Raw genomic sequence first — 12512 nt, 5'->3', positions numbered from 1 at the left:
AGGAGACACCAGATGACCGTGGCCGAAACCGAGTTGCCCGCGATCAAGCGCCCGACGGCCTACGAACAGTGGCTGACCGACGAGGGACTGAAGGTCGTGGAGGGACTGTTCATAGAGGACCTGCGCACCGTCGAGCTGGGGAACTGGGAGCGGCGCGGCTGCCGGGCCGCGGTCGCCCGGCTGGAGGGCACCGAGGACGTCAACGACGCCCACATCATCGAGATCGCTCCCGGCGGCCGGACGGCACCGGAGCGCCATCTCTACGAGGAGATCACCTATGTCGTCTCCGGCCGGGGCTCCACCAAGGTGTGGAACTCCGCCGGAGCGGAGACGACCTTCGAGTGGAACGCGGGCAGTGTGTTCTCCGTGCCGCTCAACGCCCACGCACAGCACTTCAACGGCAGTGGGTCGGCGTCGGCCCGTTTCTACACCGTGACCAGCGCACCGCTGGTGATGGGGCTGTTCCACAACCGTTCGTTCATCTACGAGTGCGACTTCGACTTCACCGACCGGTTCGGGTCGGACAACAACGACTTCAGCGGCGCGGGAACGGCCTACCGGTCCCGGGTGTGGGAGAGCAGATTCATCCCCGACGCGGCCGGCATCGAGCTGAAGTCCTGGGCCGCGCGCGGCGCCGGCGGCAGCAACGTCATGCTGGAGATCGCCGACAACAGCCTGTGCGGCCATGTCTCGGAGTTCCCGGTCGGTACGTACAAGAAGGCCCACCGGCACAATGCCGGCGCTCATGTGATCATCCTCGGCGGCACCGGCTTCTCGCTCCTCTGGCGTGAGGGCGAACCGGTACGCAGGGTCGACTGGCGTCAGGGCTCGATCGTGGTACCGCCGGAACGCTGGTTCCACCAGCACTTCAACACCGGCACCACACCGGCCCGTTATCTCGCCCTGCGCTGGGGCAGCAAGAAGTACCCGCTGTTCAAGCAGTTCCTCATCGACCGCCCCACCACCCAGGGCGGCGACCAGATCGAGTACCAGGACGAGGACCCGTCGGTCCGCGCGACCTTCGAGGCCGAACTGGCCGAGCACGGCGCGCGGAGCCGTATGGGCGAGGTCTACGAGCGGTCGGCGCGGCCCCACGACCGGACCGACCGGACCGACCAAGCCGACCGGGCCGACCGGCCGGACCGCTGACGATGATCACTCTGGAACGGCCTTTCGACGAGGACTTCTCCCCCGCGGCGGACGCCTCGACACTGTCGGTCGACTTCTGGAGCTATCTGAACGCGCTCCAGGCCCGGCTCGGCTGGACCCCCGCCGATGACCGGGCCTGGGAGTACCTGGAAGAGCTCGAACGCGATATCGAACCGCTCATCGAGGCTCTCCCGGACGCGGACGCCACGCCGTATCTCCGCCGGCTCGCCGACGGCTGGGCGGCCCCGGGCACCGGCGAGCGTGACGATCTCCGGCGGCGGGTCGCCGCCATGCTGCGGCGGGCACTGCGGAACCAAGAGGAGCATGCTCATGATCAGTGAAGCCGAGAACGAATTTCTGACACGTGTCGGTCCGGGCACCCCGGCGGGCGACCTGCTGCGGCGCTACTGGCAGCCCGTCGCCCTCACCGCCGATCTCTCACCGGACAAGCGCACCAAGCGGATCCGGGTGCTGGGCGAGGACCTGGTGCTCTATCTCACCGACGAGAACACCCACGCTCTCGTCGCGGAGTCGTGCGCGCACCGACGGGTGTCCCTCTACTACGGCTTCGTGGAGGGCTGCGAGATCCGCTGTCCGTACCACGGCTGGAAGTACGACCGTACGGGCCAGTGCCTTGAGCAGCCGTTCGAGCAGGAGAACCGGCGGGCCCGCGAGCGCGCCCGGATCGCCGCCTACCCGGTGAAGGCCTACCGGGGCATCGTCTTCGCCTATATGGGCCCCGGCGAGCCGCCCGTACTGCCCCGGTGGGACGTGCTCGACCGGCGCGACGGCCATCTCACCCTCTTCGTCGAGCAGGACCTGGAGTGCAACTGGCTCCAGCCGATGGAGAACGCCGTCGACACCGTGCACACCTTCTGGCTGCACGGGCACACCATGCGTCTGAAGGGCATCGACCGCGGCAGCTACTACTACCGGCCGATCGAGAAGTACTCCTTCGAGCAGTTCGAGTGGGGCATCATCAAGCGCCGCGTCTACCGTGACACTGCCGGTGAGCTGGAGGAGGAGACGGGACACCCGCTGGTGTTCCCGAACATCCTGCGGCTGCCCGAGGGCCCGTTGCAGGCGATGCACTGGCGGGTGCCCGTCGACGACGAGCACACCATGCTCATCCGGGCCGGTCTGCTGCCCGACAAGCCGGGCGAGGAGCGGGTGCACGACGAGGAGCCCAGCGTGGTGCGCGTCCCCTCGGAGATGACCGAGGACGGTGATCACGCGATGACCACCTTCACCAGCCAGGACCGGATGGCCTGGGAGACCCAGGGCGCCGTCTACGACCGCACCAGGGAGATGCTCGGCGCGGAGGACAAGGGCATCGCCATGTACCGCCGGCTGCTGCGGCAGCAGATCGAGCGCGTACAGGCCGGCGAGGACCCGATGGCGCTCATCCGCGATCCCGGGCAGGCCGTGGTCACGTTCGATGTGTCCCGTGGCCAGGCCCGGGTGGCCGTGGCCGAGGGCCGGGTGTGATGACGTCCGCGGCCGAGCGCGTCGCGGCGGCCTGCCGTGTCCTCGGCCGCATGGGCCTCACCCGTGAACCGGCCGGCCACATCAGCATGCTGCTCGACGACGGCACCGTCGCGGTCAAGGCCCGCGGCCCCTCGGAGTCCGGGCTCCGCTTCGCCGGCGCGGAGGACGTGGTGGTGGTCGACCGGGACGGAACACCGCTCTCGGATCCGCCCGGACTGGAAGCCCCCCGGGAGCTCGCCATCCATCTGGCGGTGTACCGCGCCCGCCCCGATGTCACCAGCGTGGCGCACGTGCATCCCATGATGCCGGTGCTCTTCGGCATCTGTGAGGTACCGCTGCTGCCGGTGATCGGCGCGTACGACCCGTACGCACTGCGGCTGTTGGCCCGGGGTGTGCCGACGTTCGAGCGCGGTGTGCTGGTGACGACCCGGCGGCTGGGGGACGAACTGGCCGCCGTGCTCGGGGCGGGCGCGGCCTGTCTGATGCGCGGCCACGGGGTCACGACCGTGGGCGCGAGCCCGGAGGAGGCGGCCCTGAATGTCATCAAACTCAGCGAGCTGGCCGAGCTGAACTTCCTGGCGAGACAGCTCGGGGAGCCGAGGGAGATCGAGCCGGCCGAGCGCGAGGAGATCGTCGGTTCGGGTCTCACCCGCCCCGAACTGATCGAATCCGCCTGGCGTTTCTACCGCCGGTGCGCCGGCGAAGAGGCCGGGAGGACCGGGGAGCGATGAGAGACGACATGCCGGACACCACCCTGACCGGGACACACCACCACGGTCACGACCACGGTCATGGCGACGGTCATGGGAACGGCCACGACCACGCGACGACCGTTGGAGCCGACGACCCAGACCATCCCCTCCGGGAACGCGATCAGATCGTCCTGACCAGTGTCGGGATCGACATCGGTTCCGCCACCAGTCAGTTGCTCTTCTCCCGGCTGACCCTGCGCCGGCCGGGGCGTGAGCTGTCCAGCGCCTTCGTCGTCGTGGACAGACGGATCGTCCACGAGTCGGCCGTCGCCCTCACGCCGTACTCCGAGGGGCTACGGATCGACGAGGAGCGCTTGCGGACCATCGTCGACCAGGCGTTCCAGGAGGCGGGCATCCTTGCCGACGAGGTCGACACCGGCGCGGTGATCCTCACGGGTGAGGCCGCCCGCCGGGAGAACGCGCGTGCCGTCGCCGATCTGTTCGCCGCGCGGACGGGGCGTTTCCTCTGCGCCGCGGCCGGTCACGGCATGGAGGCGGCACTCGCCGCCCATGGGTCGGGCGCGGTGGCCAGGAGCGAACGCGGCCCCGCACGGGTGCTCAACATCGACATCGGAGGCGGCACCACCAAACTGTCGGTGGCCGAGGCCGGTGCCGTCCGGTCGACCGGCGCCCTGCATCTGGGCGCGCGGCTCGTCGTGGTCGACGGATCGGGACATGTCGTCCGGCTGGAACCCGCGGGCAGGCGGCTGGCCGCGTCGCTCGGTCTTGACTGGTCGCTGGGTGACCGGGTCCGGGCGGCCGAACTGGCCGAACTGGCGGCGCTGATGGCCGACACCGTCATCGCCGCGGTCAACGGGGCCCCGGCTCCGCCCGTCGGTCTCGACTGGGTCCAGCTCACCGAGCCGCTGCCCGAGCGGGGCCCGTACGACGCGGTGCTGTTCTCCGGAGGGGTCGCCGAGTACCTCTACGGCCGCGAGTCCCGGGAGTTCGGCGATCTGGGGGCACTGTTCGGCCGCGCGCTGGCCGAGCGGTCGGACCGGCTGCCGGGGCCGGTGGAGGACGGCGGCCGGGCGATCAGGGCGACGGTGCTCGGCGCGTCCCAGTACACCGTGCGGGTGAGCGGGAACACCATCCACATCAGTGACCCGGATCTGCTTCCGCTGCACAACCTGCGGGTGGTCCGCCCCGAGGTGGAGCTGGACGGGACAGTCGATCCCCTGCGGGTCGCGGCGGCGATCGGGACATGTCTGGCCGGGGCCGGTGTGGACCCGGCGGACGCGCTGGTCCTCGGCTTCCGCTGGCGCGGTCTGCCGAGCTTTCCCCGGCTGGACGCCTTCGTGGAGGGCGTCCGGCGCGGTCTGCGCGACAGGATCGCGGCGGGTCTGCCGCTGTGTCTGCTCTTCGAGGGTGATATCGCCAGGACCGTCGGAGGCATCCTGCTGGACCAGGGCGTCACGGTGCCGGTGATCTCCGTCGACGGCATCGCGGTCACCGAGCTGGACTTCGTCGACATCGGCGCGGTGCTGCCCGGGTCCGGGACCGTACCGGTCTCGCTCAAGTCGATGGTGTTCTCGCTGTGAACGGCGGACCGGCGTGGGCCAGACCGCCGCCGCGGCGTGGGGAGGGGGCCGCTCAGAGCGTCTCGTTGAGTGCGTCGCGCACCGAGTGCTGGGCTTCGACCAGCATGGGCGCGAGCGCCCGCGCCTGGTCGACGGTCTCCAGCCGGGAGTGCGGCACGGCCACGGCGACCGCGGCGAGCGGATAGCCGATGAGATCGTAGATCGCCATTCCCACGGCGCAGATACTGCTCTCCCCCTCGCCGAAGTTCACCGCGTAACCGCGATCACGGATCTCGTCGAGCTCGGTCTCCAACGCGGACCAGGTCCCGATCGAGTTCGGTGTACGGGTGTCCAACTGCCGTGTCGGGTAGCGCCGGCCCAGGTCGGTGGCGGGCAGCGCAGCCAGGATCGCCTTGCCGCCCGCCGTGCAGTGGGCGGGCAGGACGATGCCGGTACGGGTGGCGACACGCACCGACCGTGAGCCTTCCACACAGTCGATGAACCGGACGGAATTCCCTTCCAACAACAGCAGACTGACGGTCTCCTGGGTGTCCTCACTCAGCTTCTCGAGGACGGGCCGGGCCGCGTGCCGGATATCGACCCGGCCGATGGCCGCCAGCCCGATTTCGAGCAGGGCGCGGCCGGGGCGGTAGACACCGTTCGGCTTGTCCTGGGTCACGAAGCCCTGCCGGCGCAGCGCGGTCAGCAGCCGGTGTGCCGTGGAACGGGCGACGCCCAAGTCGTCGGCGGCCTCCGCGACGCGCAGTGCGCGGCGCTGGCTGATCAGATGCAGCAACTGGAGGGCGTTGTCGACCGATGAGAGGCCGGACTGCGTGGAGTACGGACCAGCGTGGTGGGGCTCATCGTGGACTGAGTTCTTCATATCGGAATAGTAGCGTCAACTCTTTCGGCGCACGGAATAATCACTAAGGTTTGAGCTATGACATTCGTGTCGAATCATCGTGGGCTCCCTGTGCTCGTCCTCGGCGGCGGCCCTGTCGGCGCCACCGCCGCGTGGGCCCTCGCCCGAGCCGGCGTACGGGTCCATCTCATCGAGCGGGAGCCGGAGCCGCGTACCGACTGGCGTGCGTCGACGTTCCATCCGCCGACCCTCGAACTGCTCGACGAACTCGGCCTCGCGGCACAGATGCACACCGAGGGGCTGACGGTGCCGCGCTACCAGTACCGCGACCGGCGCGCGGGGCTCGTGGCCGAGTTCGACTTCACCCTGCTGAAGGAGGAGACGAAGTATCCGCACCGGCTCCAGCTCAACCAGCAGCACCTGGTCCGGATGCTGGTGGAGCGGCTCGCCGACGAGCCCAACGCCACCCTGCACTACGGCATCGAGGCCTCGGCGATCCGCACGGGCGACGACGGTGTGGTCGTGGAAGGGGAGGGCCCCGACGGCCCGGTGAGCCTGCGCGGCTGCTTCCTGGTGGCGGCCGACGGTGCGAGCAGTACGGCCCGGGGGCTGCTGGGCGTGGAGTTCGAGGGCTTCACCTACCCCGAGCGGTTCCTGATCGCGAGCACCTCGGCCGACTTCCGCGCGCTCATCCCCGACATCGCGGATGTCAACTATGTCGCCGATCCCGAGGAATGGCTGTTCCTGCTGCGCACCCCGGAGTCCTGGCGCGCGGTGTACCCCGTCCCGCCCGGCCAGACGTACGAGGACGCCACCGATCCGGCGCAGATGCAGAGCCGCCTCCAGGGCATCGCGGCCCTTCCGGGCGGCTACGAGATCGGTGACCGCCAGATCTACCACGTCCACCAGCGGGTGGCGGACTCGTTCGTCTCCGGGCCGTGCGCGCTGATCGGCGACGCCGCGCACATCAACAGCCCGCTCGGCGGAGTGGGACTCAACAGCGGTATCCACGACGCCGTCGACCTCGCCCGCCGACTCGTCCGTATCCTCCACGGCGGCGCGGACGAGGACGCCGAGCTGGCGACCTTCGCCGAGCTGCGCCGCCGGGTCGCCGTCGAGTACGTACAGGCCGACACCAAGCGCAACACCGAGCGGATCAGCGAGCGCGACGAGGCCAGGCGACGGGCCAACCACGAGGAGCTGCGCGCCGTCGCGGCCGATCCGGAGCGGGCGCGCGCCTGGTGCAGGCGCGCCTCCCTGCTGGAGTCGGTGACCCGCTTCGGCATCGGCCTGCCACCGACGCAGGTGCGCCGGCGTATCGACGCGGCCGCCGACTCCACCCCCTGAGCGAACTGCCGCCGTCGCCCGACCGGCGCGGCGCAGGTGAAATGAGGACCCATGACACTCGACAGGACCCCGCCCGCGCGCACCGATCGCGCGAGCACCGGGGAAGAAGCTCAACTGACCGCCCTGTACGGGGATCTGGCCGATGTCGATCTGCATCCGCTGTGGACGATCACCCGGGATCTGCTCCCGCCGGCACCGCGCCCCCGCTCGGTCCCCTGGCTGTGGAGCGCCCCCGTACTGAACGAACTCGCCGAGCGGGCCCTGCGGTTGGTGCCGGTGGAGCGCGGCGGAGAGCGCCGGGTGCTCAGCCTCGGCAATCCGGGCCTGGCCGGACTGCCCTATGCGGCCGGGACGCTGTGGGGTGCCATCCAGTGCCTGGGCCCCGGTGAGACGGCACCGGCACACCGGCACACCCCGGGCGCCATCCGTTTCATCCTGTCCGGGGACGGTGTCGCGACCACGGTCGACGGCGATGTGTGCGACATGCACCCCGGCGATCTGATCCTGACACCGTCGTGGAACTGGCACGACCACAGCAGTGCCAGCGACGGTCCGATGCTCTGGTTCGACGGACTGGACCTGCCGATGATCGAGGCGCTGGACGCGGTGTTCTTCGAGCCGTACCCCGAGGTGCGGCAGCCGGGCGCGGATCCGCGCAACCGCTCGGAGAAGGAGGCCGGCCCCGGGCCGCGCTTCGTCAGCGGAGCCGTACGCGACGTCCTCACCACCGAGCACTCCCCGCTCCTGGTCTACCGGTGGCCGGACACCGACAGGGAACTGTCACGGCTGGTGGCCGAGGGCGGCGGACCGCTGGTGAGCCTCGAATACGTCAGCCCCGAGACCGGCGCCAGTGTGCTGCCGACGATGAGCTGCGGCATGCACCGGCTGATACCGGGGGCGCGGACCCTGCCCGTACGGCGCACCGGCAACGCGGTCTTCGTCGTGCACCAGGGGTCGGGCTCGTCAGTGATCGACGGTCAGCGCTTCGACTGGTCGAGGGGGGACATGTTCGTCGTTCCGTCCTGGTCCGCGGTGGAGCACTCCTCCGCCGGCGGCGCGGATCTGTTCTCCATCGGTGACAGCCCCGTACTGCGGGCGCTGGGGATCCATCGCGAGCTGACGCTCGACGCGCCCCAGACGGTGACCGGCGTCTTCACCCCGGCGGCGCTCCGGCCCGCGAAAACGAGCACGAGCACGGGAACAGACACGGACGCCGGGACCGGGACTGGAACCGGGGCAGGGACCGGGGCAGGGGCCGGGACCGGGACCGGGACGGTGAGCGTATGAGACTCGCGATCTTCGACGACCACCGTCTCGGTGTCGTCATCGGTGACGACGTGGTCGATGTGACCCAGGTACTGCCGTGGCCGCACACGTCCGATCCCCTGCTCGCGGGCTGGTGGCGCGGCCTGTGCCGGGACTTCGCCGCGCTCGCGCCCGCCCTGGAGGAGGCGGCCGGCAGCGGCCCGCGCCGGCCGCTGCGCTCGGTACGGCTGGCCGCGCCGGTACTGGGACCGACCAAGATCATCGCCTCCGCCAGCAACTACCGGGAACACGTGGCCGAGATGCACGCGGTGCAGCGACGCACCCTGGGACAGGTCGAGTCATGGATGATGGAATTCGACGTCTTCCTCAAGGCGCCCTCGTCCATCGTGGGACCCGAGGACGCCATCGTGCTGCCGCGCGATGTCCTCACGGCCGGGAGCGAGATCCACCACGAGTCCGAACTCGTCGTGGTGATCGGCACGGGCGGCAAGGACATCGCCGTCGAGGACGCCCTGGAGCATGTGCTCGGCTACACCATCGGACTGGACATCACCGTACGCAGCCCGGCCGACCGGTCACGGCGCAAGAGCTACGACAGCTTCAGCCCCCTGGGTCCCTGGCTCACCACGAGCGACGAGGCGGGCGACCCGGCGGACTTCGACATCCTGCTCACCTGCAACGGCGAACGGCGGCAGGCGGTCAACACGTCCGCGCTGATCACCCCCGTACCGCAGATCATCGCCTACGCCTCGCGCATGATGACACTGAACCCCGGAGATGTGATCTTCACCGGCGCACCTCCCGGTGTCGGGCCGATCGTGCCGGGTGATGTGCTGGACACCTCGATCAGCCGGCTCGGCGCCATGACACTGCCGGTCCTGGCCGAGGGCCCCGCCGGTTCCGGCTGAGGACGCCACCGCGCCCCGACCGCACCCCCGGCGGTCTTCGAGCGTCCCCCGGGGCGGACGCCCGGACCCGATCAGGTCAGTCACTTGCTCTGCTCCAGCGAGGACAGTTGACTGATCGAGTGTTCAGGGTCGGCTTCGGGGAGGAGACATGGCGGTGACGGACGGGGCCGTACGGGCGGAACGGGGCGACGCGACGCGGGAGCTGATACTCACGACGGCGGAGCGGCTGTTCGCGGAGCACGGTGTGTTCGCTGTCTCCAATCGTCATGTCGGCGAAGCCGCGGGACAGGGGAACAACGCCGCGGTCGGCTATCACTTCGGTACGAAGACGGATCTCGTGCGGGCGATCGCGCGAAGACACTCCGAACCGATGGAGCGGCTGCGGCTGCGGATGGTGGACGAGATCGGTGGTTCCACGGAGGTACGGGACTGGGTGGCGTGCCTGGTACGTCCGGCCACGGAGCATCTGGCCGCTCTTGGCAGCCCCACCTGGTACGCCCGGTTCGGCGCGCAGGTGATGACCGACCCGGTCCTGCGCGAGATCATGGTCCAGGAATCGCTGAGCGCGCCCTCCCTGCGCCGGATCCGTGCGGGGTTCGACCGGTGCCTCCCGGCGTTGCCGCCCGAAGTGCGCGCCGAACGCACGGACATGGCACGCCAGTTGATGGTGCACATGTGCGCCGAGCGGGAGCGCGCGCTTGCCCAGGACACCCCCACTCCGCGGTCGAGCTGGCACGACGCCGCGACAGGGCTGATCGACGCGCTCGTGGGGCTGTGGCTGGCCCCCGTCTCACGTCCGTGAGCGGGGGCGCGCGCCGATGTTCTTCGAGGGCGGACAGCGGACCGTCCCGGGCGCCTGTGGCGTCGGCGACGGACGCCGCACGCGCCCCGGCCCCCTCAAGAGGCCCTGTCCAGCTCGGCGTTCAACCGGCTCACGATCTTGTCGACCGGGGAGTCCTCGTCGCTGCACAGTCCGCGTACACCGTCGAGGATCACCAGCCGCCCGTCGAGGAGCTCTGCCGCCGGGGATTCCCACCGTGGGTCCCCGTCGCTCATGAACAGCACCACGTCGTCCCACGGGACATGGCGGGTACGCCACAGTCCGTGACTGCGGACCCCCGAGGACGTCACACGCAGACGCCGGGCCAGCACTCGCCATGTCAGCACCACCCATGTGGCGCCGAACACCCAGTACAGGACGTGGAGGAAGGGCGGCCGCCACTCCACGAGGGCGCCGCCCCCGAGAGCCACACCCACCTGCACCAGAAGCACATGCAGCCCCCATGTCCACCAGATCCGTATGCTGTACCGCACGCCCCCTCCAGCGCCACGCGACCCAGTTCCGGCCTCGGGCCCCTGCCCACCGCGGAGTTCCGCGAACAGGCCCTGGCACCAGCCGCTCCCGCGGCGAGTCCTCCCCGATCCGGCCGGACCCAAACGAAAGACCCTAGGCGCGGGCGGCTTCCACGGCCGTGACCGCTCCCAAAGTGACCAGCGCGCCGCCGGCCGTGCCCTCGAGTATCCGCGTCACGCGGGGGCGCCGCAGCCACGCCATGAGACGGTCCGCACCGATGGCGACGAGCAGCAGCCAGGAAGCGGCGATCACAGCGTCGATGACACCGAACAGCAGCGTGGTCGCGAGGACCGAGTGCCCTTCGGGCAGGAACTGCGGGGCCACCGCCACGAAGAAGATCCCCACCTTCGGGTTGAGCAGACAGCTCACCACCCCCTGACGCAGCGCCCGCACGGCAGTCACCTTGTCCGGCCCGGCCGGCGGGGAGGGCTCGTCTGCGGCACCCGCGCGCAGCGTCCGGAGCGCCTGGAGGCCCAGGACCGTCAAGTACGCCGCACCGGCCAGACGTACGGTCATGAACGCCGCGTCCCACCGCTGAAGCGCCGCGGCGAGCCCGACGGCCGCGGCCATCGCCCACACGAGCGATCCCGCCGCCGCGCCGATCGCGGTCGCCGCCCCGGCACGACGACCGCCCCGCAGGCAGTTGCGCAGCACCAGCAGCAGATCGGGACCCGGCACAACGGTCACCACCAGCGCGAACAGAGCGAACCCCAGCACGGCACCGGTCACGCCAGGTCCAGCAGTTGCTCGTAGAAGCCGCCGAATCCGCGGCGTTCGTCGACGAGGTGGAGTTCCAGGATCCAGTGGCAGACCCGGCCCGCACGGTCGGTACGGCGCAGTGGGGTGTCGTTGTCCGGGGTGATGTACGAGTCGGCCTTCGCTCCGTCGTTGGTCTCGTGGGGGAACTCCCCGACGAGATGACCGGCGTGCCAGATGCCGATGCTCCAGCCCGCTTCGGCGGCCAGACGCTCGACTTCGGCGTGCAGCCGCCTGCCGGTGATGTGCGGATCGGCCGCGAACGCGGCCCGCCCGGCATCGAAGATGCGCGGCAGGTCGTGCAGGAGCCGGTGCTTGTCCGGGTCGCCGCCGAAGACATAGGTACGGCCGAAGTCCGCCTCGTACTCCTCGAAGATCGGGCCGAAGTCGGCGAAGGCGATGTCGTCCTCACCGATGACGCGGTCCGGCGGGTTCTCCCGGTACGGAAGCAGGGTGTTGGGCCCGGAACGGATGATCCGCTTGTGCCAGTGCTTGGTCGTGCCGAACATGTCGTTCGCCAGATCCCGGACGCGGTCGCTCACCTCCCGCTCCCCGGAACCGGGCGCCACCAGCCCTCGCGCCTCCACCTCCGCGAACAGCGCGATCGCCTTCTCCTGCGCCGCCACCAGCCCCGCCACGCGCCGGGCCTCCTCGGGCCCCGCTGCCTCACGTGTCATACCAAAACCCCCACTGCCCCTGTGCGCCGGTCGACGGCAATGTGTTGCCCGGAGGCCTGCGGGCACCTCCGTCTCACCGCTCGACGGCCGGAGCACCCCTCGCCCCTGACTGTGCCCGCGAGCCTAGCCGACCCATCAGGGGCGCATCCGCACACCTCAAGACGCGTCCAGGCACGCAGATGAGAAGGAGGAACCACGAACCGGCGCCGGCTCTGGCGTCCCAGCAACGCCTCGGCGCGCGCCGGAGCCGAACGGGCGAGGAAATCCGCCGCGCCGCGCTCCGCGGGCTCCGCGACGACCGGCCCCCGCACCCGCACCTGCCGACCGAGAGTGGGCCAGTAGAAGGTCGACGCCGCGCTGGGCCGTCCGGCCAACTGGATCGCCCTCCCCCGTCGCCGCCGGTGCCGGTGCCGGTGCCGGTGGCGGTGCCGGT

Annotated in this window: 13 protein-coding genes and 1 pseudogene; 9 read left to right on the top strand and 5 right to left on the bottom strand. The window is 70.4% G+C overall.

Annotation, left to right across the window (positions count from 1 at the left end):
• Positions 1–12: 12 nt before the first annotated feature.
• Genes ACFYYH_RS22745 through ACFYYH_RS22725 form a run of 5 tightly spaced genes read left to right on the top strand, consistent with a single transcriptional unit; the run spans position 13 to position 4930 of the window.
• Complete coding sequence (locus tag ACFYYH_RS22745) at positions 13–1149, top strand: ethanolamine ammonia lyase-activating protein (RefSeq protein WP_388553909.1); 1137 nt, start codon at positions 13–15, stop codon at positions 1147–1149.
• A 2-nt stretch (positions 1150–1151) separates the two neighbouring features.
• A complete protein-coding gene (locus tag ACFYYH_RS22740) occupies positions 1152–1490 on the top strand; it encodes a hypothetical protein (RefSeq protein ID WP_388553906.1) in 339 nt (112 codons plus the stop codon).
• Positions 1480–2637, top strand: coding sequence for a Rieske 2Fe-2S domain-containing protein (locus tag ACFYYH_RS22735; RefSeq protein WP_388553903.1), 1158 nt, complete (start codon positions 1480–1482; stop codon positions 2635–2637). Before ACFYYH_RS22740 ends, ACFYYH_RS22735 begins: the two co-directional genes overlap by 11 nt.
• A complete protein-coding gene (locus ACFYYH_RS22730; RefSeq protein WP_388553901.1) occupies positions 2637–3368 on the top strand; it encodes a class II aldolase/adducin family protein in 732 nt (243 codons plus the stop codon). Before ACFYYH_RS22735 ends, ACFYYH_RS22730 begins: the two co-directional genes overlap by 1 nt.
• Positions 3365–4930, top strand: a complete 1566-nt coding sequence (locus ACFYYH_RS22725; protein ID WP_388553898.1) for an ethanolamine ammonia-lyase reactivating factor EutA — start codon at positions 3365–3367, stop codon at positions 4928–4930. Before ACFYYH_RS22730 ends, ACFYYH_RS22725 begins: the two co-directional genes overlap by 4 nt.
• A gap of 52 nt (positions 4931–4982) precedes the next feature.
• Here the strand turns inward: ACFYYH_RS22725 and ACFYYH_RS22720 are convergent, their stop codons facing one another.
• Entirely contained in the window at positions 4983–5792 is an 810-nt protein-coding gene (locus ACFYYH_RS22720; RefSeq protein WP_388553895.1) for an IclR family transcriptional regulator, read from the bottom strand.
• 57 nt (positions 5793–5849) lie between these two features.
• Between ACFYYH_RS22720 and ACFYYH_RS22715 the strand changes: the two genes are divergently transcribed.
• The 4 genes from ACFYYH_RS22715 (at position 5850) to ACFYYH_RS22700 (ending at position 10094) form a co-directional block, all read left to right on the top strand.
• Positions 5850–7118 carry an FAD-dependent oxidoreductase gene (locus ACFYYH_RS22715; RefSeq protein WP_388553893.1) on the top strand — a complete coding sequence of 423 codons (1269 nt, stop codon included), beginning with the start codon at positions 5850–5852 and terminating at the stop codon, positions 7116–7118.
• A gap of 51 nt (positions 7119–7169) precedes the next feature.
• Positions 7170–8405 carry a cupin domain-containing protein gene (locus ACFYYH_RS22710; RefSeq protein ID WP_388553890.1) on the top strand — a complete coding sequence of 412 codons (1236 nt, stop codon included), beginning with the start codon at positions 7170–7172 and terminating at the stop codon, positions 8403–8405.
• The gene (locus ACFYYH_RS22705) at positions 8402–9292 is read left to right on the top strand and encodes a fumarylacetoacetate hydrolase family protein (RefSeq protein ID WP_388553888.1); all 891 of its coding nucleotides are present in this window, start codon (positions 8402–8404) and stop codon (positions 9290–9292) included. The genes ACFYYH_RS22710 and ACFYYH_RS22705 overlap by 4 nt, the downstream gene beginning before the upstream one ends.
• Positions 9293–9440: 148 nt before the next feature.
• Positions 9441–10094 carry a TetR/AcrR family transcriptional regulator gene (locus ACFYYH_RS22700; RefSeq protein WP_388553885.1) on the top strand — a complete coding sequence of 218 codons (654 nt, stop codon included), beginning with the start codon at positions 9441–9443 and terminating at the stop codon, positions 10092–10094.
• A 95-nt stretch (positions 10095–10189) separates the two neighbouring features.
• On the opposite strand, the gene ACFYYH_RS22695 is transcribed toward ACFYYH_RS22700, so the two are convergent.
• The 4 genes and pseudogenes from ACFYYH_RS22695 to ACFYYH_RS22680 form a co-directional block, all read right to left on the bottom strand.
• Positions 10190–10606 carry a PH domain-containing protein gene (locus ACFYYH_RS22695; RefSeq protein WP_388553882.1) on the bottom strand — a complete coding sequence of 139 codons (417 nt, stop codon included), beginning with the start codon at positions 10604–10606 and terminating at the stop codon, positions 10190–10192.
• 133 nt (positions 10607–10739) lie between these two features.
• Positions 10740–11375, bottom strand: a complete 636-nt coding sequence (locus tag ACFYYH_RS22690) for a LysE family translocator (protein ID WP_388553879.1) — start codon at positions 11373–11375, stop codon at positions 10740–10742.
• Positions 11372–12079: a M24 family metallopeptidase gene (locus ACFYYH_RS22685; RefSeq protein ID WP_388553876.1), complete on the bottom strand. Its 708-nt coding sequence runs from the start codon at positions 12077–12079 to the stop codon at positions 11372–11374. The genes ACFYYH_RS22690 and ACFYYH_RS22685 overlap by 4 nt, the downstream gene beginning before the upstream one ends.
• Positions 12080–12285: 206 nt before the next feature.
• Positions 12286–12456 (bottom strand): annotated as a pseudogene (locus ACFYYH_RS22680) (oxidase); the annotation flags it as partial.
• Positions 12457–12512 lie beyond the last annotated feature (56 nt).

Origin of the sequence: Streptomyces sp. NPDC002018, from assembly GCF_042890865.1 — a bacterium.
GTDB lineage: Bacteria > Actinomycetota > Actinomycetes > Streptomycetales > Streptomycetaceae > Streptomyces.
This window is presented reverse-complemented; position numbering and strand designations above follow the sequence as displayed.

What these genes read in the sequence shown, in the direction of transcription:
- ACFYYH_RS22745 (WP_388553909.1), top strand. Translation starts at nt 13, where the DNA reads ATGACCGTGGCCGAAACCGAGTTGCCCGCGATCAAGCGCCCGACGGCC.
- ACFYYH_RS22685 (WP_388553876.1), bottom strand. Translation starts at nt 12,079, where the DNA reads ATGACACGTGAGGCAGCGGGGCCCGAGGAGGCCCGGCGCGTGGCGGGG.
- ACFYYH_RS22740 (WP_388553906.1), top strand. Translation starts at nt 1,152, where the DNA reads ATGATCACTCTGGAACGGCCTTTCGACGAGGACTTCTCCCCCGCGGCG.
- ACFYYH_RS22710 (WP_388553890.1), top strand. Translation starts at nt 7,170, where the DNA reads ATGACACTCGACAGGACCCCGCCCGCGCGCACCGATCGCGCGAGCACC.
- ACFYYH_RS22730 (WP_388553901.1), top strand. Translation starts at nt 2,637, where the DNA reads ATGACGTCCGCGGCCGAGCGCGTCGCGGCGGCCTGCCGTGTCCTCGGC.
- ACFYYH_RS22735 (WP_388553903.1), top strand. Translation starts at nt 1,480, where the DNA reads ATGATCAGTGAAGCCGAGAACGAATTTCTGACACGTGTCGGTCCGGGC.
- ACFYYH_RS22720 (WP_388553895.1), bottom strand. Translation starts at nt 5,792, where the DNA reads ATGAAGAACTCAGTCCACGATGAGCCCCACCACGCTGGTCCGTACTCC.
- ACFYYH_RS22700 (WP_388553885.1), top strand. Translation starts at nt 9,441, where the DNA reads ATGGCGGTGACGGACGGGGCCGTACGGGCGGAACGGGGCGACGCGACG.
- ACFYYH_RS22725 (WP_388553898.1), top strand. Translation starts at nt 3,365, where the DNA reads ATGAGAGACGACATGCCGGACACCACCCTGACCGGGACACACCACCAC.
- ACFYYH_RS22705 (WP_388553888.1), top strand. Translation starts at nt 8,402, where the DNA reads ATGAGACTCGCGATCTTCGACGACCACCGTCTCGGTGTCGTCATCGGT.
- ACFYYH_RS22715 (WP_388553893.1), top strand. Translation starts at nt 5,850, where the DNA reads ATGACATTCGTGTCGAATCATCGTGGGCTCCCTGTGCTCGTCCTCGGC.